At 64.9% G+C, this 22293-nt stretch carries 18 protein-coding genes; 14 read left to right on the plus strand and 4 right to left on the minus strand.

All coding sequences use genetic code 11. The features are described from left to right. Window positions 1-66 precede the first annotated feature (66 nt). The 6 genes from ASC83_RS11970 (at window position 67) to ASC83_RS11995 (ending at window position 11211) form a co-directional block, all read left to right on the plus strand. Complete coding sequence (locus ASC83_RS11970) at window positions 67-1131, plus strand: diguanylate cyclase (RefSeq protein ID WP_056062583.1); 1065 nt, start codon at window positions 67-69, stop codon at window positions 1129-1131. Between the two features lie 261 nt (window positions 1132-1392). After that, window positions 1393-4917: a chromosome segregation protein SMC gene (smc, locus tag ASC83_RS11975; RefSeq protein WP_056062586.1), complete on the plus strand. Its 3525-nt coding sequence runs from the start codon at window positions 1393-1395 to the stop codon at window positions 4915-4917. Window positions 4918-4933: 16 nt separating this feature from the next. Further along, window positions 4934-6049, plus strand: coding sequence for a hypothetical protein (locus tag ASC83_RS11980; protein ID WP_056062590.1), 1116 nt, complete (start codon window positions 4934-4936; stop codon window positions 6047-6049). Window positions 6050-6063: 14 nt separating this feature from the next. Then, a complete protein-coding gene (ligA, locus tag ASC83_RS11985) occupies window positions 6064-8151 on the plus strand; it encodes an NAD-dependent DNA ligase LigA (protein ID WP_056062593.1) in 2088 nt (695 codons plus the stop codon). Window positions 8152-8269: 118 nt separating this feature from the next. Next, on the plus strand, window positions 8270-10564 hold the full coding sequence (locus ASC83_RS11990; protein WP_156379487.1) for a transglycosylase domain-containing protein: 2295 nt from the start codon (window positions 8270-8272) through the stop codon (window positions 10562-10564). A gap of 239 nt (window positions 10565-10803) precedes the next feature. After that, the gene (locus tag ASC83_RS11995) at window positions 10804-11211 is read left to right on the plus strand and encodes a hypothetical protein (RefSeq protein ID WP_056062595.1); all 408 of its coding nucleotides are present in this window, start codon (window positions 10804-10806) and stop codon (window positions 11209-11211) included. Window positions 11212-11266: 55 nt separating this feature from the next. Here the strand turns inward: ASC83_RS11995 and ASC83_RS12000 are convergent, their stop codons facing one another. The 3 genes from ASC83_RS12000 to ASC83_RS12010 form a co-directional block, all read right to left on the minus strand. Continuing rightward, window positions 11267-11500 carry a DUF1737 domain-containing protein gene (locus ASC83_RS12000; protein ID WP_056062597.1) on the minus strand — a complete coding sequence of 78 codons (234 nt, stop codon included), beginning with the start codon at window positions 11498-11500 and terminating at the stop codon, window positions 11267-11269. An 8-nt stretch (window positions 11501-11508) separates the two neighbouring features. Further along, window positions 11509-12060 (minus strand): NUDIX hydrolase, encoded by a 552-nt coding sequence (locus ASC83_RS12005; protein WP_015014179.1) that lies wholly within the window; start codon window positions 12058-12060, stop codon window positions 11509-11511. A 117-nt stretch (window positions 12061-12177) separates the two neighbouring features. After that, window positions 12178-12873, minus strand: coding sequence for a fumarylacetoacetate hydrolase family protein (locus ASC83_RS12010; protein ID WP_056062600.1), 696 nt, complete (start codon window positions 12871-12873; stop codon window positions 12178-12180). A gap of 121 nt (window positions 12874-12994) precedes the next feature. Here ASC83_RS12010 and ASC83_RS12015 point away from each other — a divergent pair, with 121 nt between their 5' ends. The 3 genes from ASC83_RS12015 (at window position 12995) to ASC83_RS12025 (ending at window position 15132) form a co-directional block, all read left to right on the plus strand. Then, the gene (locus ASC83_RS12015) at window positions 12995-13450 is read left to right on the plus strand and encodes a MarR family winged helix-turn-helix transcriptional regulator (RefSeq protein WP_043566498.1); all 456 of its coding nucleotides are present in this window, start codon (window positions 12995-12997) and stop codon (window positions 13448-13450) included. A gap of 111 nt (window positions 13451-13561) precedes the next feature. Further along, window positions 13562-14230: a maleylacetoacetate isomerase gene (maiA, locus tag ASC83_RS12020; RefSeq protein WP_056062603.1), complete on the plus strand. Its 669-nt coding sequence runs from the start codon at window positions 13562-13564 to the stop codon at window positions 14228-14230. Next, window positions 14227-15132: a polyphenol oxidase family protein gene (locus ASC83_RS12025; RefSeq protein WP_056062606.1), complete on the plus strand. Its 906-nt coding sequence runs from the start codon at window positions 14227-14229 to the stop codon at window positions 15130-15132. The genes maiA and ASC83_RS12025 overlap by 4 nt, the downstream gene beginning before the upstream one ends. On the opposite strand, the gene ASC83_RS12030 is transcribed toward ASC83_RS12025, so the two are convergent. Next, window positions 15052-15393 (minus strand): hypothetical protein, encoded by a 342-nt coding sequence (locus tag ASC83_RS12030; protein WP_056064982.1) that lies wholly within the window; start codon window positions 15391-15393, stop codon window positions 15052-15054. The two genes, ASC83_RS12025 and ASC83_RS12030, sit on opposite strands and share 81 nt — an antisense overlap. A gap of 123 nt (window positions 15394-15516) precedes the next feature. On the opposite strand from ASC83_RS12030, the gene ASC83_RS12035 reads away from it, so the two are divergent. The 5 genes from ASC83_RS12035 to phbB all read left to right on the plus strand — a co-directional run bounded on the left by ASC83_RS12035 (window position 15517) and on the right by phbB (window position 21937). Beyond that, window positions 15517-17217, plus strand: a complete 1701-nt coding sequence (locus ASC83_RS12035) for an alpha/beta hydrolase (protein WP_056062608.1) — start codon at window positions 15517-15519, stop codon at window positions 17215-17217. 70 nt (window positions 17218-17287) lie between these two features. Next, window positions 17288-18466, plus strand: coding sequence for an acetyl-CoA C-acetyltransferase (locus ASC83_RS12040; RefSeq protein WP_056062610.1), 1179 nt, complete (start codon window positions 17288-17290; stop codon window positions 18464-18466). Window positions 18467-18644: 178 nt separating this feature from the next. After that, the gene (locus ASC83_RS12045; RefSeq protein WP_235509361.1) at window positions 18645-20084 is read left to right on the plus strand and encodes a methyl-accepting chemotaxis protein; all 1440 of its coding nucleotides are present in this window, start codon (window positions 18645-18647) and stop codon (window positions 20082-20084) included. Window positions 20085-20165: 81 nt separating this feature from the next. After that, window positions 20166-20948: an EAL domain-containing protein gene (locus ASC83_RS12050; protein WP_056062613.1), complete on the plus strand. Its 783-nt coding sequence runs from the start codon at window positions 20166-20168 to the stop codon at window positions 20946-20948. Between the two features lie 251 nt (window positions 20949-21199). After that, window positions 21200-21937: an acetoacetyl-CoA reductase gene (phbB, locus tag ASC83_RS12055; RefSeq protein WP_056062618.1), complete on the plus strand. Its 738-nt coding sequence runs from the start codon at window positions 21200-21202 to the stop codon at window positions 21935-21937. Window positions 21938-22293 lie beyond the last annotated feature (356 nt).

The raw sequence follows: 22293 nt of genomic DNA on the forward strand, positions 1-22293 counted from the left end.
AAACCCTTTGCAACCGCAGTCTGGCTGCGCCACCTATGATGCAGGCGCTCCACCGCTGCCGCCTTCATGTTCTTCAAAAAGCCTTCGCCGCCCGCACCCTCGCCATTGACGCAGGGCTTTGACGCGCAGCGCGAACGCTCGGTGATTGCCGAGATGCTGCTCAAGCGCTCGGCCAAGCTGATCCTGGGGCGCAGCGAGCTGGAGATCATTCGCGGGGTATGCCAGGCCATTGTGGATGTCTCCAGCCACATCCGCCTGGCCTGGACCTGGTTCGGTCCGACCGACACGCACACCATCCGCCCGCAGGTGTTTGCAGGCCCGGCGGCGGCATATGCCGAATCGCTGAACATCGAACGCAACCTGCTCACCCGCATTGGCCCTGCCTTCACCACGCTGGACGGCAAGTCTGCAGGCCCTTTCACGGTGTCGCAGTTTTCGCCGTTTGGGCCCTGGCGCGACGCAGCCCGCCACCACGACATCCACCATGTGCTGGCCTTGCCCATCGCCTCCACCTTCAACGGCTACAGCGGCATCTTTGTGCTGTATGCCGACCGTGATGGCTACTTTGATGAAGTCGGCGTCAGCCTGTTTGCAGGGCTGGCCGAGCTGTTCGGCTCCCTCATGACCGTGGCCGCCGAACGCCAGGAGCTGCAGCGCGCCGCCTACCACGATGCGCTCACCGGGCTGCTCAACCGCCATGCGGTGGACCTGATCGACCGGCGCGTGTACCGCGCCTCGCTGTTTGAGCCCGTCTCGTCCATCCTGTTGATGGACCTGGACCGGTTCAAGAGCATCAATGACCGTTTTGGCCACGACGCGGGCGACAAGGCCCTGCAGGCGGTGGCCCGGGTGCTGACCGACACCTTGCGGCGTGGCGACGAGATCATTCGCTGGGGCGGCGAGGAGTTTCTGGTCTGCCTGCCGCAGACCGCGCTGCCCGACGCGATGAAGGTGGCCGAGAAACTGCGCCGCGCGGTGGAGAGCATCACCGATCCCGAGCAGCTCACCGTGTCAATTGGCGCGTGCGAAATCTCTGCACTGCAGCACCTGCCCCAGGCGGTGGCCCGTGCGGACGAGGCCCTGTTCCAGGCCAAGTCGGGTGGGCGTAACCAGGTGTGTGTGCTGCATTGACGTTGCCCGCTTTTGACTATCAAATTTGATAGCAAACAAGCCATATCACACTAGCGCATCAGGCCGGTTTTGCCGATTTTTCGCCTGCGCAGCTGCCCCAGGCGCCACCCACAGCCCTGGAGGCCGGGGGGCGGGCAGGCGGCGCGGTATCATTCCGGCCTTGCCCACACCCGGCCCTGCCGGTGTGTTTTACGCCGGGACTGCGCACCGGCGCCCTGGTTGACCCCCGCGTCCCTCCTGCATTTATCCGCCTTCTGATCCGTGCGTCTTACCTCGATCAAGCTCTCTGGCTTCAAGTCGTTCGCTGAACCCACCAACTTCATGCTGCCCGGGCAACTGGTGGGCGTGGTGGGCCCCAACGGCTGCGGCAAGTCCAACATCATGGACGCGGTGCGCTGGGTGCTGGGCGAGAGCAAGGCCAGCGAGCTGCGCGGCGAGAGCATGCAGGACGTGATCTTCAGCGGCACCACTACCCGCAAGCAGGCCAGCCGCGCAAGTGTGGAGCTGGTCTTCGATAACTCTGACCATCGCGCAGGCGGCCAGTGGGGTCAGTACGGCGAGGTGGCCGTGCGCCGTGTGCTCACCCGCGACGGCACCAGCAGCTACTACCTCAACAACCAGCCCGTGCGTCGGCGCGACGTGCAGGACGTGTTTCTGGGCACCGGCCTGGGGCCCCGCGCCTACGCCATCATCGGCCAGGGCACCATCAGCCGCATCATCGAAAGCCGCCCTGAGGAACTGCGCCTGTTCCTCGAAGAGGCTGCGGGCGTCTCCAAATACAAGGAGCGTCGCCGCGAGACCGAAAACCGCTTGTCGGACACGCGCGAGAACCTCACGCGGGTCGAAGACATCCTACGCGAGCTGAACGCCAACCTCGAAAAGCTCGAAAAGCAGGCCGAGGTGGCCGCCAAATACAACACGCTGCACGCCGATGCGACGCTCAAGCAGCACCAGCTGTGGTTCTTGAAGCGGGCTGAGGCCGAGGAGCAGCAGAACAAGGTGCGCCTGGACGGCCTGCAGGCCGTGAACGACCTTGAATCGCGCATGGCCGACCTGCGCGCGGTCGAGTCGGACCTCGAAACCATCCGCCAGGCCCACTACGCCGCGGGCGACCAGGTCAACCAGGCCCAGGGCAAGCTCTACGAAGCCACAGCCGAGGTCGGCAAGCTCGAAGCCGAGATCCGCTACGTGGTCGAGGGCCGCCAGCGCGTGGAACAGCGCCTGGTGCAACTGGCCGAGCAGATCGCCCAGTGGCAGACCCGCAAGGAAGAGGCCGACATCGAGCTGGAGAACCTGGCCGGTGCGGGTGTGGACGCCGAAGAACGCGCCGAGCTGCTGGCCGCCCAGGTCGAAGAGCAGGCCATGCAGATGCCCGACCTGGAAGAGGCCCTGCGCCAGGCGCAAAGCCGCACGGCCGAGCAACGGACTGCCGTGGTGCAGGTGCAGCAGCAGATTGGCGTGCTCGCTGCCGAGCAGCGCAGCTTTGACGAGCAAAGCCGCCAGCTGGACGCCCGCTTCGAGCGCCTGCGCACCGACCGCAATGCGCTGGCCGCGCCCGACGAGGCCCGTCTGACCAACTTGCGCGAGCAGCTCGAAGAAGCGCAAGAGATCGCAGAAACCACCGCAGCCCGCCTGCACGAGTTGCAGGAGTCCGTGCCCCAACTGGACGACGACCGCCGCGCCCGCCAGCAGGCCGTCAACACCGAAAGTGCCCGCCAGGCCGACCTGTCGGCGCGTATGGAGGCCCTGAAGGCGCTGCAGGAAAAGGTCAAGACCGATGGCAAGCTGCGCCCCTGGCTTGCCAAGCACGGCCTCGACGGTCTGCAGGGCCTGTGGAGCCGCATCCACATCGAACCCGGCTGGGAAAACGCGCTCGAAGCGGCCCTGCGCGAGCGCCTGGCCGCCTTGGAAGTAGGGCGCCTGGACATGGTGCGCGGCTTCCTGGGCTCGGGCGGCAACGACGCGCCGCCCGCGCGCCTGGCCTTCTACAGCGCCCCCGCTGCGGGCCACCCCGAAACATCGTCCCCCCATGCCCGCCTGTCGGACCTGCTGCGCCTGAACGATGCGGGCCTGCGTGCCGTGTTGGTGGACTGGCTGCAGGGCTGCTACACCGCGCCCACGCTGGACGACGCGTTGGCTCGCCGCAGCACGCTGCAACCCGGCGAAGTGGTGTTTGTGCCCACAGGCCATGCCGTCAGCGCCCACAGCGTGAGCTTTTATGCGCAGGACTCGGAGCAGTCCGGCATGCTGGCCCGCGCGCAGGAGATCGAGCACCTCGAAAAGGAATTGCGCGCGCAGGCGCTGATCGCCGAAGAATCACGCACCGCTCTGGTCCGTGCGGAAGCGGCCTATGCCGATGCCTCGCAGCGCCTCGTGGCCGCACGCCGCGAAGCCACCGAGACACAAAGCCGCGCCCACGAGCTGCAGGTCGAAACCCTGCGCCTGACCCAGCTGGCCGAGCAGACACGCGCCCGCAGCCAGCAGATTGACGGCGACCTGGCCGAGGTCGAAGCCCAGCTGGCCGACCTGCAGGAACGCCGCGTGGCCGCCGAGGCCCGCTTTGAAGAGCTCGATATGCAGCTGGCCGACAGCCAGGAGCGCGAGGCGCAACTGGGCGACAAGGTCATCGAGGCTGAGCGCAAGCTCACCGCTTGCCGCGAACAGCAGCGCACGCTGGAGCGCCAGGCGCAGGAGGCCACGTTCTCGCAGCGCAGCCTGGAGGCGCGCCGGGGCGAACTCAACCGCTCCATCGAAACCGCCACACAACAGGCCAAGGCCCTGGCCGACGAAGAGCAGCGTGCGCGCGATGAACTCGCCCGTCTCTCTGACGCCGCGGCCCAAGGCGGCCTGCAGGCCGCGCTGGAAGTGAAGATGGAGCGCGAAAAGGCACTGGCCGCCCAGCGCAGCGAATACGACGACCTGACCACCAAGCTGCGCGCCAGCGACGAGCGCCGCATGCAGCTGGAGCGCGCGCTCGACCCGCTGCGCCAGCGCATCACCGAGTTCCAGCTCAAGGAACAGGCCGCGCGCCTGGGCCTGGAGCAATACACCACCTTGCTGCAAGACGCCCAGGCCGATCTGGAAGCCGTGGCCCGCTCCATCGAGGAGGGCAATGTGCGCATGGGCGGCCTGCAGAGCGAAATCGACCGCCTGCACCGCGAGATCGCGGCACTGGGCGCGGTCAACCTGGCCGCACTGGATGAACTGAAGCTGGCCAGCGAGCGCAAGGTGTTCCTCGATGCGCAGACCGCCGACCTGACCGAGGCCATGAACACGCTGGAAGACGCGATCCGCAAGATCGACGGCGAAACGCGCCAGCTGCTCTCGGGCACGTTCGACACCGTGAACGCGCACTTTGGCCGCATGTTCCCCGAGCTGTTCGGGGGCGGCCAGGCCAAGCTCATCATCACCGGTGACGAAATCCTCGATTCCGGCGTGCAGGTGATGGCCCAGCCACCCGGCAAGAAGAACCAGACCATCCACCTGCTGTCGGGGGGCGAAAAGGCCCTCACGGCCATCGCGCTGGTGTTTGCCATCTTCCAGCTCAACCCCGCGCCGTTCTGCCTGCTGGACGAGGTGGACGCGCCGCTGGACGACGCCAACACCGAGCGCTATGCCAAGCTGGTGTCCAGCATGAGCAAGGGCACACAGTTCCTGTTCATCAGCCACAACAAGATCGCGATGGAAATGGCCGAGCAACTGATCGGCGTGACCATGCAGGAGCAGGGCGTGTCGCGCATCGTGGCCGTCGACATGGAGTCGGCGCTGACGATGGTGGACGCTTGAACCCATTGATTCAAACATGAGCACATTGCAACTGAGTCTCGCCATCATCGGTGGCCTGGTGCTGGCCCTGATCGTGGCCTACAACACCTGGACCTCGCGCCGCAACGCGCCCAAGCGCGCCTTGCCCACGGAGCATGACCCAGCGGCAGAGCCCGCGCAGCGCCTGGAGCCCGGTTTTGATGCCGCTGCGGCGGGGGCAATGCCGCCCAGCGAGTTCCATGGCCTGGACCGGGGGCCGGAGCCGTCTGAACACACCGTGGATGCGGGCGACGCCCTGCAACTGCCCGTGCCGCCGTTTTCACCCGAGCGCCGCCCCGGGCTGGACCCGCTCATCGATGTGATCGCCTCGCTGCAGCCCGAGCATGTGGTGTCGGGCGATGCGGCGCTGGCCGCGCTGCCGCCCACCCGCCGCGCAGGCAGCAAGCCCTTTGCCATCGAAGGCCTGAACGAAGCCACCCAGCAGTGGGAAACCCCGACCCCTGGCCAGCGCTACCAGTCCTTCCAGGCGGGGGTGCAGCTGGCCAACCGCATGGGCGCGCTCAACGAGATCGAGTTCTCCGAGTTCGTGGTCAAGGCGCAGGCCTTTGCTGACGCCATCAACGCCGCTCCCGACTTCCCCGACATGCTGCAAGAAGTGGCCCGCGCCCGCGAACTGGACCAGTTCGCCAGCGACCACGACGCCCAGCTCATGTTCATGCTGCGCGCCCGCCAGGCCGCCTGGAGCCCTGGCTACGTGCAGCAGAACGCTGCCCGCCTGGGCTTCGTGCCCGGCGCCATGCCCGGCCGCCTGGTGCTGCCCGCCAGCACCCAGGGCCTGCCGCCATTGCTCACCCTGGGGTACGACACCCAGGCCGCGCTGGCCGAAGACCCGGACCAGTCCGCGATTCGCGACATCACCCTGAGCCTGGATGTCGCCCAGGTGCACCGCACCGAGCAGCCCTTTGCCCGCCTGCGCGACGTGGCCGCCGCCCTGTGCCAGGCCATGGATGGCGTGCTGTGCGACCAGAACGGCACGCCGCTGCCCGCCATGGCCATGGACCCGATCGCTGCGGACCTGGAGCTGCTGTATGACCAGCTCGATGGACGCGATCTGTCGGCGGGGTCGGTGTTGGCGCGGCGCCTTTTCAGCTGAGCGCCGGTGCGGCCATGACCGACAATCTGGATCTTTTTTCGGCTCCAGCGCTAGTGGATCAAGCGCAGCCTGCTATCAAAATCAAAGCACTGCGCGACCAGCTCAACCAGTGGGCGCACCAGTACTACGTGCTGGACGAGCCCACCGTGCCCGACGCCGAATACGACCGCGTGTTCCGCGAGCTGCAGGCGCAGGAAGCCGCGCACCCTGACCTGGTCACCCCCGACTCGCCCACGCAGCGCGTGATTGGCGCGGTGATGGAGGGCCTGGCCCCCGTGCGCCATACGGTGCCCATGCTCAGCATCCACACCGAAACCGACACCGAGGCCACGGGCGCCCAGGCGTTTGATGCGCGCGTGCGGCGCGAGCTGGGCCTGACCGATGCTGACCCTGCCATTGAATACGTGGCCGAGCCCAAGTTTGACGGCCTGGCCATGAGCCTGCGTTACGAAAACGGCCGCCTGGTGCAGGCCGCCACGCGCGGTGATGGCGAGGTGGGCGAGGACGTGACGCACAACATCCGCACCATCCGCCAGATTCCGCTGACCCTGCCCGACGGCGTGCCTTCTTTGCTCGAAGTGCGCGGCGAGGTCTACATGCGCCGCGCCGACTTCGACGCGCTGAACGAGCGCCAGCGGGAGCAGGGCGGCAAGACCTTTGTGAATCCACGCAATGCGGCTGCGGGTGCGGTGCGCCAACTGGACTCCAACATCACCGCCCAGCGGCCCTTGAGCTTTTTTGCCTATGGCCTGGGCGCCATCACGCCGCCTGCCGAGGGTGGGCCCGTGTTCCGCACGCATTTCGAGATGCTGCAGACGTTGAAATCCTGGGGTTTCCCGGTGGCAGCGCAGGTACAAATTGCGGTGGGTGCTACTGAATTGGTAGCATTTCACCAGCAGGTGGGTGCCAGCCGCGATGCGCTGCCGTACGACATTGACGGCGTCGTCTACAAGGTCAACTCGCTGCAGCTGCAGCGCGACCTGGGCTTCAAGACGCGCGAGCCGCGCTGGGCCGTGGCGCACAAATATCCCGCGCAGGAGATGGCCACCAAGATCGAAGGCATAGACGTGCAGGTGGGGCGCACCGGCAAGATCACGCCGGTCGCACGCCTGGCGCCTGTGTTTGTGGGCGGCGTCACCGTCACCAACGCCACGCTGCACAACCTGTTCGAGATCCGCAAGAAGGGCGTGCGCGTGGGCGACACCGTCATCGTGCGCCGTGCGGGCGATGTGATCCCCGAAGTGGTGGGCGTGATGCCGGGCAACCGCACGGGCTATGTACCCAATTTCCAGATGCCCAAGGCCTGCCCCGTGTGTGGCAGCGCCGTGGTGCGCGAAAAGGGCGAGGCCAACCACCGCTGCACCGGCGGCCTGTTCTGCGCCGCGCAGCGCAAGGAGGCGATCCTGCACTTTGCCGCGCGCCGCGCCATGGACATCGAGGGCCTGGGCGACAAGCTGGTGGACCAGCTGGTGGATGCCAATGTGATCCGCACGCTGCCCGACCTGTACCGGCTGGGCCTCACATCGCTGATTGCGCTGGAGCGCATGGCCGAGAAGTCGGCCCAGAACGTGCTGGCCGCGCTCGAAAAATCCAAGCAGACCACCTTGCCACGTTTTCTGTTCGGCCTGGGACTGCGCCATGTGGGCGAGGCCACGGCCAAGGACCTGGCGCGGCACTTTGGCACGCTGGACGCCATCATGGACGCCAGCGTGGAGCAGTTGCTGGAGGTGAACGACGTGGGCCCCGTGGTGGCGCAGAGCCTGCACACCTTCTTCCAGCAACCGCACAACTGCGAGGTGGTCGAGCAACTGCGCGCCTGCGGCGTGACCTGGCCCGAGGGGCCGGTGGCCGAGCGCGCTCCGCAGATCCTGGCGGGCAAGACGGTGGTGCTGACCGGTACCTTGCCCACCCTGAGCCGAGACGCCGCCAAAGACCTGCTGGAGGCGGCTGGTGCCAAGGTGGCGGGCTCCGTCAGCAAAAAGACCAGCTATGTGGTGGCGGGCGAAGAAGCCGGCAGCAAGCTGGCCAAGGCCCAGGAACTGGGTGTGCCCGTGCTCGACGAAGCCGGCATGCTGGAACTGTTGTCAGGCCAGGGTGTCTGACGGAGCACGGTGCACCATGCCCGACTCTCTTTTCGCGTTCTCATTCCCCTTTCTCCTTCCTGACCGGCCCCTGGTGGGGCGGTCCTGAAGCGACCCCCAATCTCCCGGCGATTCATTGATGCACAACTGGCTGCTTTCTTTCCGGGCCCGCATGGCGAGCCTGTTGGCCTGGGTTCCCCGGCCCGTGCGGCGCCTGCTGCTGTGGACGGTGGTGGCGGTGCCCGCTGCGCTGCTGGTGTTCACGCTGGCGCTGGTGCCTTTTACTCCCGGCATCAGCGACATCCGCAAGGCCAAGAGCGAGCTGCCGGCGCAGCTCATGTCGGCCGACGGCAAGCTGCTGGCCGAATACCGCTGGGCCAACCGCGAATGGGTGGAGCTGAACCAGATTTCGCCCAACGTGGTGGACGCGCTGATAGCAACCGAGGACCACCGTTTCTACAAGCACTTCGGGCTGGACTGGCGCCGCACGGCGTCGTCGGTGGTGCTGACGCTCCGTGGGGACCCGCAGGGCGGCTCCACCATCACCCAGCAGCTGGCGCGCAACCTGTTCCCGGAGGAAATCGGGCGCTCGCGCACGCTCACGCGCAAGCTCAAGGAGGCGATCACCGCGCTCAAGATCGAGGCGTCGTATTCCAAGGACGAGATCCTGGAGACCTACCTCAACACCGTGCCGTTTCTGTACAACGCCTACGGCATCGAGATGGCCGCGCGCACCTATTTTGACAAGTCGGCCGACAAGCTCAATGTGCTGGAAAGCGCCACGCTGATTGGCATGCTCAAGGGCACGGCCTACTACAACCCGGTGCTCAACCCCGAGCGCGCGCAGGCCCGCCGCAACACGGTGCTGTCGCAGATGGTCAAGCGGGGCAAGCTCGATGCCAAGCAGTTCGAGACCCTGCAAAAACGCCCGCTGCGCATCAACTTCGAACGCCAGACGGAGGTGATGGGCCCGGCGCCGCACTTTGCGATCCAGCTGCGCAAGCAGCTCATCGACTGGGCCGACAGCAAGGGCTACAGCCTGTATTCGGACGGTCTGGTGATTCGCACCACCATCGATTCGCGCCTGCAGGCCTATGCCAACCAGGCGGTGGCACGGCAGGGCCGGCAATTGCAAGGCGTGGCAGACACCGCCTGGTCGCAGCGCAACGGCTGGGGCCCCAAGAACGAGCTGGTGCAGACCCTGGTGCGCGAGAGCGCCGAATACCGCGCCGCCGTTGACAAAGGCGACACCCCTGACGACGCCCTGAAGGCGCTGATGGATGACGCCTCCTTCATGGCCAAGCTGCGCGCCGAAAAGACGCGTGTGCAGGCCGGCTTTCTGGCGCAAGACCCGGTCACCGGCCATGTGCTGGCCTGGGTGGGCAGCCGCGACTTTGCGCAAGACCCGTTTGACCACGTGCAGGCTGCGCGCCGCCAGCCGGGCTCTACCTTCAAGCCATTTGTGTATGGCGCTGCGTTTGCCAACGGCGCCACGCCCGAAGACACGCTGATGGATACTGCCGTCGAAATCCCGCTGGGCGGTGGCCGCGTCTGGCGCCCCACCGACGGTGGCCCGCCCAGCGATCAGCCCATGACGCTGGCCGATGGCCTCGCGCTGTCCAAGAACACCATCACCGCGCAGGTGATGCAGCAGGTGGGCCCGGCCCGCGTGGCCGAAGTGGCACGCGCCCTGGGCGTGCGGCAGTCCAAGCTGGAGGAGGTTCCGTCCCTCGCGCTGGGCACCAGCCCGGTCACGCTCAAGGAGATGATCTCGGCCTACAGCAGCATCGTGAACCTGGGCCGCTATGTGGAGCCCGTGCTCATCACCAGCATCGAAGACCGCCACGGCAAGGTGCTGGAGACCTTTGCCAAGCCCGTGCCGGAAGAGGTCTTCCAGCCCCGGGCTGCCCAGACCCTGCGCAACACCATGCGCGGTGCCGTGGACCGGGGCACGGCCACGGCCATCCGCACGCGGTATGGCATCCAGGCCGACGTGGCGGGCAAGACCGGCACCACGCAAGACAACACCGATGGCTGGTTCATCCTGATGCACACCCGCGTGGTGGCAGGCGCGTGGGCCGGCTTCAACGACGGGCGCATCACGCTGCGCAGCGACTACTGGGGGCAGGGCGCGCGCAGTGCGTTGCCCATGGTGGGCGAGTTCATGCAGCAGGCCATCCGCAACAAGGTGATCGACGGCAACGACCGGTTTGTGGACGAGTTTGACACCAGCCCGCCGCCACCGCCCGACAGCTCGCTCAGCACCATGCGGGACTGGATCCGGGGGCTGTTCCGTACCGACCCCCAGCAACCCCCGGTGCCTGGCATGCCGCCTCGGCCTGCCGGTGCGGGAGGCTTGCCGCCGGTCACCATTGACCCACCGGGTTCTGTCTCGCCGCCTGTGCCTGCGGAAGACCGGGTGGGGGGCGAATAGGCCGTTGCGTCTTCCGGGCTTCTGTGACGCCAGCGCCGCGATGATGTGGGTGTTGCCTTGGGGCCTTAAAGCAAGGCCGCCTGAATAGGGGCTTTGCGAGGTGTAGGACGTTGTCGCCAAAGTCTGCGTCCAGCGTTTGTCGCCCGCACTAAGCGCGCAAGCGAACAGACCCTGCCAGAGGTGCCCCGCACAGTGGCGCATGCAGTCGTTGGACTGCATGCAACGCCAAAGGACTCACCATGAAAACAATCACCACCACCTTGCTGGTACTGGCCACCCTGACGCTGGGCGCCTGCACCGGCCCCATGGGCCCTCCGGGCGCGCAAGGCAATACCGGCAACACGGGTTACACCGGCAAGACTGGCGATACTGGCTACACCGGCGCGACGGGAGCCACGGGCAACCAGGGCAATACGGGCTACACCGGTGCCACAGGCAGTATGGGCTCGACAGGGGCCACCGGAGGACAGGGTAGCACCGGGGCCACCGGCATGCAGGGGGCTACCGGCTACCAGGGTGACACGGGGGCCACGGGCGCAAAGGGAAATACGGGCAACACCGGCAGCAAGGGCAACACCGGAAACACCGGCAGTGCCGGTAGCTCGGGCGACGGCAATACCGTCATCGTGATTCCTGCCAAGCCTTGATGCGCTGCGCGCGGCAGGTGCGATAAGACCACGGCCTGATGGGCTGGCCGCGCAGTCAGGCCACCGTACCGGGCCACACGATGGCCTGCGCCACGATCACGGTCTGCCCATTGAAGGTGGCCGCAGGAGAGCCATACAGCCGATAGCCCAGCGCCAGCGCGTCGCTCACGCGGCGGCAGAAGCTGGCGTCGTCGGGGCCGGTGAGCAGGCGGTAGGCGGGCAGGCCATCGGGCGGCACACTGGCCTGCGGGGTGGCCACGGGTGATGCTGTGGAGGTGGCAACTGTCATGGCAGGGCCTACTCAATGTCGATGAAGTGCATGCCCATGGTGCCCGCCTTGCGGTCGGCAAAGTAGCACTCCAGTGTTTCTTTCACGGTGCGGAAGGCCAGCTCGTCCCAGGGCACCTCGTCTTCGGCAAACAGCCGCGCCTCGATGGTTTCGTAGCCCGGGTTGAACTGGTCGCTGAGCAGCGTGGCCCGGTAGAACAGGTGCACCTGGCCCACGCGGCGCACGTTCAGCAGGCTGAACAGGGGGCCGATCTCGATCTGCGCTCCGGCTTCCTCATCGGTCTCGCGCGCCGCACCCTGTGCCGTGGTTTCGTCCAGCTCCATGAAGCCTGCGGGCAGCGTCCATTTGCCCCAGCGGGGTTCGATGTTGCGCTTGCATAGCAGGATGCGGCCATCGGGCAGCGCGGGCACCGTGCCCACCACATTGAGCGGGTTCTCGTAGTGCACCGTGTTGCAGGCGGGGCAGACCGCACGCTGTTTGGTGTCGCCGTCGTCCGGCAGGCGGTACACCACGGCGGTGCCACAGGCGCGGCAATGTTTGATGGGGCTGCGGTAGGTCATGCAGGGGTTTGAGGGTCAGAATGGCTGGCAGCGCCAGTGAAACATGCGCTACCAGCTATGAAAATCGTAGCGTTTTCGGTGTTCGCCTGGCCGGGCAGAAGGGCAGCCCGGTGGTCTTCAGACTACCGTCAGGCGCAAGGGCGTGAGGCCGCCCACGCCGCCTTCGAGCGTATCGCCACGCACCACGGCGCCCACGCCTTCGGGGGTGCCGGTGTAGATCAGGTCGCCGGGCTGCAGCTCCCACGCGGCCGACAGGTGCTCGATGGTCTCGGCAATGTTCCAGATCAACTGGGTCACGGTGCTGCGCTGGCGGTCCGCTCCGTTGACCTGCAGCCAGATGGGCGCATTGGCCACATCACCTGCCTGGGCTGCCGGCGTGATGGGACCGATGGGCGCGCTGGCGTCGAAGCCCTTGCCGATGCACCAGGGGCGGCCCTGTTTCTTCATGTCGTTCTGCAGATCGCGGCGGGTCATGTCCAGGCCCACGGCGTAGCCGTAGATGTGCGCAAACGCGTCGGCGGCCTGGATGTTCTTGCCACCCTTGCCAATGGCCACCACCAGCTCGATCTCGTGGTGCAGGTTGGCGGTCAGGCTGGGGTAGGGCAGTTGCCCGGTTTCGCCCGCGTTGACGACCACGATGGCATCCGCAGGCTTGAGGAAGAAGAACGGTGGCTCGCGGCCGGTGAAACCCATCTCCTTGGCGTGTTCTTCGTAGTTGCGGCCCACGCAGTAGATGCGGTGCACCGGAAACCGTTCGCCGCTGCCCACCACGGGCACGCTGACCACGGGGGCTGGAGGAAACACGTAGCTCATGTCTGCCTTTCAATGGTTCTGGGAATGCTGTCAAAAAACCGGGCGCAGTGCCGTGCGCGCCGCAGTGTGGCAGTGTGCCATGGGCGCAGGCCCTCTGCTGGGGGGCGCTACACTCGCGCTCATGGCAAAGAGCTTCGATTTCCACAACACGCCGGGCCACCTGGTGCGCCGCGCCCACCAGCGGACCGTGGCACTTTTCATGGAAGAGACGGCCGGATTTGACGTGACGCCGGTGCAGTTCGCCATCCTGCACGAGCTGCTGGCCCAGCCGGGCGAAGACCAGGTCACCCTGGCGGCCCGCGTGGCGTTCGATGCAGCCACTTCCGGCTCGGTGATCGGGCGCCTGGAAAAGCGCGGCTGGATCCGTCGCGAGCCCGACACCCGCGACCGCCGCCGCAAGCTGCTGTGGATCACCCCTGAAGGCGAAGTGGCCGCCCTGCAGATGCGCGACGCCGCCCAGCGAGTGCAGGAACGCCTGACCGCACCGCTCACCGCCCAGGAAAGCGCCGACCTGATGGTGCTGCTCTCCAAAGTCGTATACAACCACCAGGACCCGGCAGGCACTTCGGGCGCCTGACCGGCACGTCCCGCGCTCTCAGGCCCCAGAGGCTTGCCATCTGCGGCGTGCTGGCACCACGGTGCGCCGGTTCCGTATCCCCACAGACCCCATCACAGGCACCGTTCTTCCATGCAGCTGTACAACTACTTCCGCTCCTCTGCCTCGTTCCGCGTGCGCATCGCGCTGCAGATCAAGGGCCTGGACTATGACTACCTGCCCGTGCACCTCGTCAAGGGCGAACACAAGGACCCCGAGTACCTGCGCCGCATTGGCGACGCACTGGTGCCCACACTGGTGACCGACGGGGGGACGGCGCTGTCCCAGTCCATGGCCATCATCGAATACCTGGACGAAACCCACCCGACGCCCGCTTTGCTTCCCGCCACGCCGCTGGCCCGGGCCCGGGTGCGGGCGCTGGCGCAGATGGTGGCGTGCGAGATCCATCCGCTCAACAACCTGCGCGTGCTCAAGTACCTGGTGCGCGACCTGAAGGTGGATGAGGATGCCAAGAACGCCTGGTACCACCACTGGGTGCGCGGCGGTCTGGAGGCGTTTGAGCGGCAACTGGAGCTGCTGGCCCAAGAACGCGCAGCACAGGGTATGGCACCCTCGGTGCTGTGCTGGGGCGATACGCCCACGCTGGCCGACTGCTGCCTGGTGCCCCAGATCTTCAACGCCCAGCGCTTCAAGGTCAGTCTGGACGGCCTGCCACTCACCATGGGGGTGTTTGACGCCTGCATGGCACTGCCTGCATTCCAGCAGGCGCAGCCCTCGGCCTGCCCGGACAACGAAGCGTGACGCCTGTGTCATCGTCGGTCCCAAGCCGGCACGCAGACTGGCTGGTGCCCGACTGGCCCGCACCGCCCGGTGTGCATGCGCTGTGCACCACGCGCACGGGCGGCGTGAGCCGCGCACCGTACGACCAGTTCAACCTGGGCACTCATGTGGGCGACGATCCGTTGGCAGTGGCTGCCAACCGGCAGACCTTGCAGTCCGCCTTGCAATCCACCACCCCGGACGCCCGCGCGGTGTTCCTGAACCAGGTGCACGGCGATGGCGTGGTATTGCTGGATGCGAGCACCCCCGACGGCACAGAGGCCGACGCCTGCGTGGCCAGCGCACCCGGCGCCGTCTGCACCATCATGGTGGCCGACTGCCTGCCCGTGCTGCTGGCCCACCGCTCAGGCCAGGTGGTGGCTGCGGCCCATGCCGGCTGGCGCGGACTGGCCGGGCACGCAGGGCAGGGCGTGCTGGAATCGGTTTTCAAGCATTTTTGCCATGAAGCGCTAGTGCATCATGCCTCAGTAGCTATCAAAAACGGAGCGTCGGCGCCAGGCTCTCCGGCCGCTTCAGAGCTTGCTGCGCACACGCTGGCCTGGTTGGGCCCCTGCATTGGCCCCACAGCTTTCGAGGTAGGGGCTGAGGTGCGTGCAGCGTTCTGCGACGCGCCGGGCGCATTGGGCGCTGCGGCTGCTCCATGTTTTGTGGCCCGTCCCGACGCACCGGGCAAGTACCTGTGCGATCTCGCAGGGCTGGCCCGGCTGCGGCTGCGTGCCATGGGCATCACGCACATTTACGGCAACGACAGCACCCCGCCGTGGTGTACTGTCACGCAGGCCTCAAGGTTCTTTTCGCACCGCCGTGACAGCGCCGCCCTCGGCGGCAGCGGGCGCTTTGCCGCCTGCATCTGGCGCGGCTGACGCTGCCGACTCGGCTCCCGCATCGGCCACGCGGGCTGCAGCCTGCTCCGCGTCATACGCAGCCTGTTCGGCCGCCTCCCGTTCCTTGATCTTGCGCTTGCGCGAAGGCGTGCCCAGGATGTACACCAGGATGCCCATGGGCAGCAGGCCATACAGTGCAAACGTGATGATGGCGCCCAGCACGGTGCCCTGCGGACTGGTGGCCTCGGCCACCGCCATCATGAGTGTGACGTAGGTCCAGGCGATGACGATGAGGTACATTGGTTTGTGTGCACTGAAAGCGTTGAATTCGTTGCCATGCACCGTGGCGGTGGGCAACAATGAACCCGCGAAACAAAAATCAGGCCCCAGCCGCTGCGAGCGACCAACCATCGAGGAATGAGCATGACTTCTGAATCACCCTGGGCCGAGAGCGCCCAGCAGTTCCAGCAGATTTTCGGGCAAAGCTGGTCGCAGGCGCTGCAATCGTTCCAGAAACTGGACCTGGGGGCGCAGGTACCCGCCGCCGCACCCCTGAAGCTGTCGCAAACCAAGCTGCAGGCATTGCAGCAGCAATACCTCAAAGAAGCGCAGGACCTCTGGGCACAGGGCTTGCAGGGCACCCCCGAGGTCAAGGACAAGCGTTTTGCCGGTGAGGGCTGGGCCAGCAACCCCGTGGCAGCGTTTTCCGCCGCCGCCTACCTGCTCAATGCCCGCACCCTGATGGGGCTGGCCGAAGCAGTCGAGGCTGACGAAAAGACCAAGGCCCGCATCCGATTTGGCGTGGAGCAGTGGATGGCCGCCATGGCGCCCAGCAACTTCCTCGCTTTCAACGCCGAGGCGCAGAAGAAAGCCATCGAGACCCAGGGCGAGAGCATCGCCAAGGGCATGCAGAACCTGCTGCACGACATCACGCAGGGCCATGTGTCGATGACCGACGAAAGTCTGTTCGAGGTGGGCCGCAATGTGGCCACGACCGAAGGCGCGGTGGTGTACGAGAACGAGTTGTTCCAGCTGCTCGAATACAAGCCTCTTACCGCCAAGGTGTACGAGCGCCCGTTCCTGCTGGTGCCGCCCTGCATCAACAAGTTCTATATCCTTGACCTGCAGCCCGAGAACTCGCTGATCCGCTACGCGGTGGAACAAGGCCACCGCACCTTCGTGGTGAGCTGGCGCAACCCTGATGACAGCCTGGCCCACAAGACCTGGGACGACTACGTGGAAGATGGCGCCATGGCCGCCATCGACGTAGTGCAGAACATCACCGGTGCCGAGCAGATCAATGCGCTGGGTTTTTGCGTGGGCGGCACCATCCTGTCCAATGCGCTGGCGGTGCTGGCAGCGCGCGGCGACGAGCCCGTGGCCAGTGCCACCTTCCTCACCACGCTGATTGACTTCACCGACACGGGCATTCTGGACGTGTTCATTGATGAAGCCTTCGTCAAGTTCCGCGAGATGCAGATGGGCCATGGCGGGCTGATGAAGGGGCAGGACCTGGCGTCCACCTTCAGCTTCTTGCGACCCAACGATCTGGTCTGGAACTACGTGGTGGGCAACTACCTCAAGGGCGAAACGCCGCCGCCGTTTGACCTGCTGTACTGGAACAGCGACAGCACCAACCTGCCCGGCCCGTTCTACGCCTGGTACCTGCGCAATTTCTACCTCGAAAACAACCTGGTCAAGCCGGGCAAGCTCGCCGTGTGCGGCGAAAAGCTGGACCTGGGCAGCCTCGACCTGCCTGTCTACATCTACGGCTCGCGCGAAGACCACATCGTGCCCGCCACAGCCGCTTACGCGTCCACCCAGGTGCTGCCGGGCAAGAAGCGTTTTGTGATGGGCGCCTCAGGCCACATCGCGGGCGTGATCAACCCACCCGCCAAGGGCAAGCGCAGCCACTGGACCCGCGCCGACGGCAAGTTCCCAGGCACGCTGGACCAATGGCTGGAAGGCGCTACCGAGCACCCCGGCAGCTGGTGGACCGACTGGTCAGGCTGGCTCAAGAGCCATGCGGGCAAACAGATTGCTGCGCCCAAGGCCTATGGCAAAGGCACCAAGTTCAAGGCCATCGAGCCCGCGCCCGGCCGCTATGTCAAGCAGAAAGCCTGATACGCAAAAGTCCTGACTTTTGGCGCTGCGAGAATCACTGAACCACCACTCACCACTACAAGGACATTCCATGGAAGACATCGTCATCGTTTCTGCCGCTCGCACTGCTGTGGGCAAGTTTGGTGGCTCGCTGGCCAAGACGCCTGCGACCGAACTCGGCGCTATCGTGATCCGTGAAGCGATCGCGCGCGCAGGTCTCTCGTCCGACCAGATCGGCGAAGTCATCATGGGCCAGGTGCTGGCAGCTGGCGTGGGCCAGAACCCCGCGCGTCAGGCCTCCATGAAGGCGGGCGTGGCCAAGGAAACCCCTGCACTCACCATCAACGCAGTGTGCGGCTCCGGTTTGAAGGCGGTCATGCTGGCCGCCCAGGCTGTGGCCTGGGGCGACAGCGAGATCGTGGTGGCCGGCGGCCAGGAGAGCATGAGCCTGGCGCCGCACGTGCTGCCCAACTCGCGCGACGGCCAGCGCATGGGCGACTGGAAGTTGATTGACACCATGATCGTGGACGGCTTGTGGGACGTGTACAACCAGTACCACATGGGCATCACGGCTGAAAACGTGGCCAAGCAGTACGGCATCACCCGCGACATGCAGGACGCACTGGCCCTGGCCAGCCAGCAAAAGGCAGCTGCTGCACAAGATGCTGGCAAGTTCGCCGATGAAATCGTCGGCGTAAGCCTGGCGCAGAAGAAGGGTGACCCCATCCTGTTCAACACCGATGAGTACCTCAACCGCAATACCAACGCCGAAGCCCTGGCCGGCCTGCGCCCCGCCTTTGACAAGGCGGGCAGCGTGACCGCCGGCAACGCATCGGGCCTGAACGATGGCGCCGCCGCTGTGGTGGTGATGAGCGCCAAGAAGGCTGCCGCCCTTGGCCTCAAGCCCCTGGCGCGCATCGCCGCGTTTGGCACCAGCGGCCTGGACCCTGCCACCATGGGCATGGGCCCCGTGCCGGCCTCGCGCAAGGCCTTGCAGCGCGCAGGCTGGAACGCCGCCGATGTGGACCTGTTCGAGCTGAACGAAGCCTTTGCCGCACAGGCCTGCGCTGTGAACAAGGAACTGGCCATTGACCCCGCCAAGGTCAACGTGAACGGAGGCGCCATCGCCATCGGCCACCCCATCGGCGCATCGGGTTGCCGCATTCTGGTCACGCTCTTGCACGAAATGCAGCGCCGTGACGCGAAGAAGGGCCTGGCCGCGCTGTGTATCGGTGGTGGCATGGGCGTGTCGCTGGCTGTGGAGCGTTAACCTCAAAGCCTCGGCCAGGACTGCCCTGGCTGGTTGTTGATTGGCGAGGCAGCAGGCGACAGAAAAAGGGCCGCATTGACATGCGGCCCTTTTTTTGTCCAGTCGAATATTGAATTGCATAGTCACAAAATTACCAACAAGTTTACAATTCACACATAACGGTTAATTTTTGATCTCTATGTCCATTTTTTCTGCGCCCCCCACGGATTTCTCAGAACGTGCAGGTGGTCCGGTCCCAGGCGCCCTGCTCGGTGACCGGGTCATCTTGGCAGCTATTGGACTGAGTTCGCTGGCAGCCATTGCGCTGGGCTTGCAGTTTGTGGATTCGATGCTGGCGTTGACGGCAGTTTTGCTGTTGGGTGCGGTTGCCGCTGTGGCCTATGCTTTGGCTCCGGGCACGCTGGCATCGCGTCTTGTGTTGTCGTTTGTTCAGGTCAGCTTGGTTGCACTGCATATCCAGTTGGCTCGCGGCATGCTGGAGTTCCATTTCGGTGTCTTCGTGACGCTGGCGCTGCTACTCGTGTATTTGGACTGGCGGCCCATTGTTTGGGCTGCGGCATTGTTCGCCGTACACCATGTCGTGTTTGATCGGCTTCAGGCGGCAGGGGTTGGCCTGTACTGCATTACCGCTCCTGACCTGGGCCAAGTGATGTTGCATGCGCTTTACGTGGTGATCCAGACGGTGTTGGAGGTCATCCTGGCCGTGAAGATGGGCCGGACGGCTCAAGAATCCGCCGAGTTGCGACGTCTGACGGCGTCGCTGGCGCACGGCGACCGGATCATGTTGGACATGTCTCGCTTGTCAGTTCACACGCCAGGCGGGCGAGCGCTGAAGGAAGCCCTGGACCGGCTGCATCAGACCGTAGCTACCGTGCAGCAGGCCGCAGCCGGCATGGCAGTGGCGTGCGAAGAAATCGCAAGCGGAGCGCAAGACCTGTCTGTACGCACCGAACATGCTGCCGGTAGTTTGCAAGCCACGTCTGCCAGCATGGAACAGTTGACAGGCACCGTGGGGCAGACTGCCGCTGCGTCCGCCGAGGCCAACACGCTGGCGGTGTCGGCCGCAGGGGTAGCCCGGCGCGGTGGGGACGTGGTGGGCGAAGTGGTGCGGACCATGCGTGATATCAACGAAGGCTCAGCCCGCATCGCTGACATCACAGGCGTGATTGACTCCATCGCATTTCAGACCAACATCCTTGCCCTCAATGCGGCTGTGGAGGCTGCGCGTGCCGGTGAGCAGGGGCGCGGATTTGCAGTAGTCGCCACCGAAGTGCGGGGGCTGGCGCAGCGCTCGGCACAAGCAGCCCGCGAGATCTCTGGCTTGATCGGCGCATCGGTGCAAAAGGCGTCACAGGGAGGGCAATTGGCTGATGATGCCGGCCGTACCATGACCGAAATTATGGGATCGGTCCAGCGTGTGAGCGCGATGATGGGTGAGATTCATACTGCAGCCAGAGACCAGTCCTCGGGCATAGCGCAGGTCAATCAGTCGGTGGGCCTGCTTGATCAGATGACGCAGCAAAATGCCGCTCTTGTGGAGGAATCGGCTGCAGCCGCCGCGACCCTCAAAGGCCAGGCCGACCGGCTGGCCGAGGCGGTGGCGGTCTTCGTGCTTTAGTCGCTGGGGCCGCGTTGGGGCTATGGTCTACGTAGCAACACGAGGCTGCAGCTTTGTAATGATGCGTTACCATGGTTCTCCATGACAGTGACCATTTTTGCCCAACCCTTCGAACCTGTGGGCTGCCAATCCTGTCGTGACAAGACGCAGCTTCCGTTCGACTTCACGATGGCGTTCCAGCCCATCATGGATCTGGAGTTGGATCGTCCGTTCGCCTACGAAGCGCTGGTACGCGGTGTGGATGGCGAGTCGGCTGGTACGGTGCTGTCGTGGGTGGATGACACCAACCGCTACCGGTTTGACCAGGCGTGCCGCGTCAAGGCCATTGAACTAGCGTCGCGCCTGGGGCTCGCCAGCCTGCCAGACTGCCGACTGAGCATCAACTTCCTGCCCAATGCGGTGTATCGGCCCGAGACCTGCATCCGCGCCACCATGGAGGCGGCTGAAGAGTTCGATTTTCCGCACAACCGGATCATGTTCGAGGTGACGGAGGGCGAGCAGGTCAGCAATGGTGCACACCTGAAGTCCATCTTCAATGAATACCGGCGCCAGGGCCTCATTACGGCCATCGACGACTTTGGTGCGGGCTACGCGGGGCTGAACATGCTGGTGCAATTTCAGCCCCATGTGCTCAAGATCGACATGGAGCTGATTCGCAACATCGATCAGGATCCCGTGCGACAGGCGATCGTGTGCGGCATTGCGCTGGTCTGCCAACGGCTGTCCATCGACATTGTGGCGGAGGGCATTGAAACCTCCGCTGAGTCCGCCTACCTGAGTTCGGTGGGCGTTCGCTACCAGCAAGGTTATCTGTTCGCCAAGCCGGGATGGGAGTCCTTGCCGCTGGCGCCACGGCACGTATAGCGCAACACAGCGCCTGCATTTCAAGCCAGTCCTTGCGGGCTGCCGGAGTCCACAGCAGCCAATCCGCTGCCTCCATTTGGTGCATCTGCAGGCGCTACGCCGGTGACGCGTCGCTAAGCGTGCCTCGCGTCAGCTGTGCGACGCATGTGGATATGTCAAAAAGGAAAGGGCTTCAGTGTTTTCCTTCACGGCAGTGCCCAATTTCTTCGGTAGAGTGGGTCCTGAGCCAATCACTAACAAGGAGAAATCACATGAGCCAGAAAGTCGCGTATGTCACCGGTGGCATGGGAGGCATCGGTACCGCCATTTGCCAGCGCCTGCACAAGGAAGGTTTCAAAGTCATCGCTGGTTGCGGCCCGACACGGGACCACGCCAAATGGCTGGCAGAGCAGAAGGCCCTAGGCTACACGTTTTATGCGTCGGTCGGTAACGTGGGTGATTGGGATTCCACCGTGGAAGCCTTTGGTAAGACCAAGGCAGAGCACGGCACCATTGACGTGCTGGTGAACAACGCTGGCATCACACGCGACCGCATGTTCCTCAAGATGTCGCGCGAAGACTGGGACGCCGTGATCGAAACCAACCTCAACAGCATGTTCAATGTCACCAAACAGGTGGTGTCTGACATGGTGGAAAAGGGCTGGGGCCGCATCATCAACATCAGCTCTGTCAACGGCGAAAAAGGTCAGGCGGGGCAAACCAACTATTCCGCCGCCAAGGCGGGCATGCATGGCTTCTCCATGGCCCTGGCGCAGGAACTGGCCACCAAGGGCGTCACCGTCAATACGGTAAGCCCAGGCTACATCGGCACTGACATGGTCAAGGCAATCCGTCCGGATGTTCTGGAAAAGATTGTCGCCACGGTGCCTGTCAAACGCCTGGGTGAGCCCAGCGAGATTGCATCGATCATCGCCTGGCTGGCCTCGGAAGAGGGCGGATATGCCACCGGTGCAGACTTTTCGGTCAATGGCGGCCTGCACATGGGCTAAAGGCTGTTCCGTCCTTTTGGACCAACAAAAAACCCCGCATCTGCGGGGTTTTTTGTTGGGACTTGCAAGAATCGCGGAAGTTAACTCCGACCTTGCTATGGCCCACCTGAGAAATATGGAGCTAATGTGGCCACATTTCTCATGCCTTGGTATGGTTTATGCTTGATGTGCACTGTGTGGCTACACAACAGAGGCAAGGCCGCAGCGCTTTCAGAAGCGGGCCGGTGCGCGCTTACGGTCGCGTTCGTCTTCGGGCCAAGCGGACAAGATTGCGGTGGTATTCATGGTGGAAAACTCCTGTGATGTACCAACAACGCGGGCGGTCCACAGTCCGTTGACAACCTTTCGCAAAAAAA

The organism is Acidovorax sp. Root402 (genome assembly GCF_001425125.1).
Taxonomy (GTDB): domain Bacteria; phylum Pseudomonadota; class Gammaproteobacteria; order Burkholderiales; family Burkholderiaceae_C; genus Acidovorax; species Acidovorax delafieldii.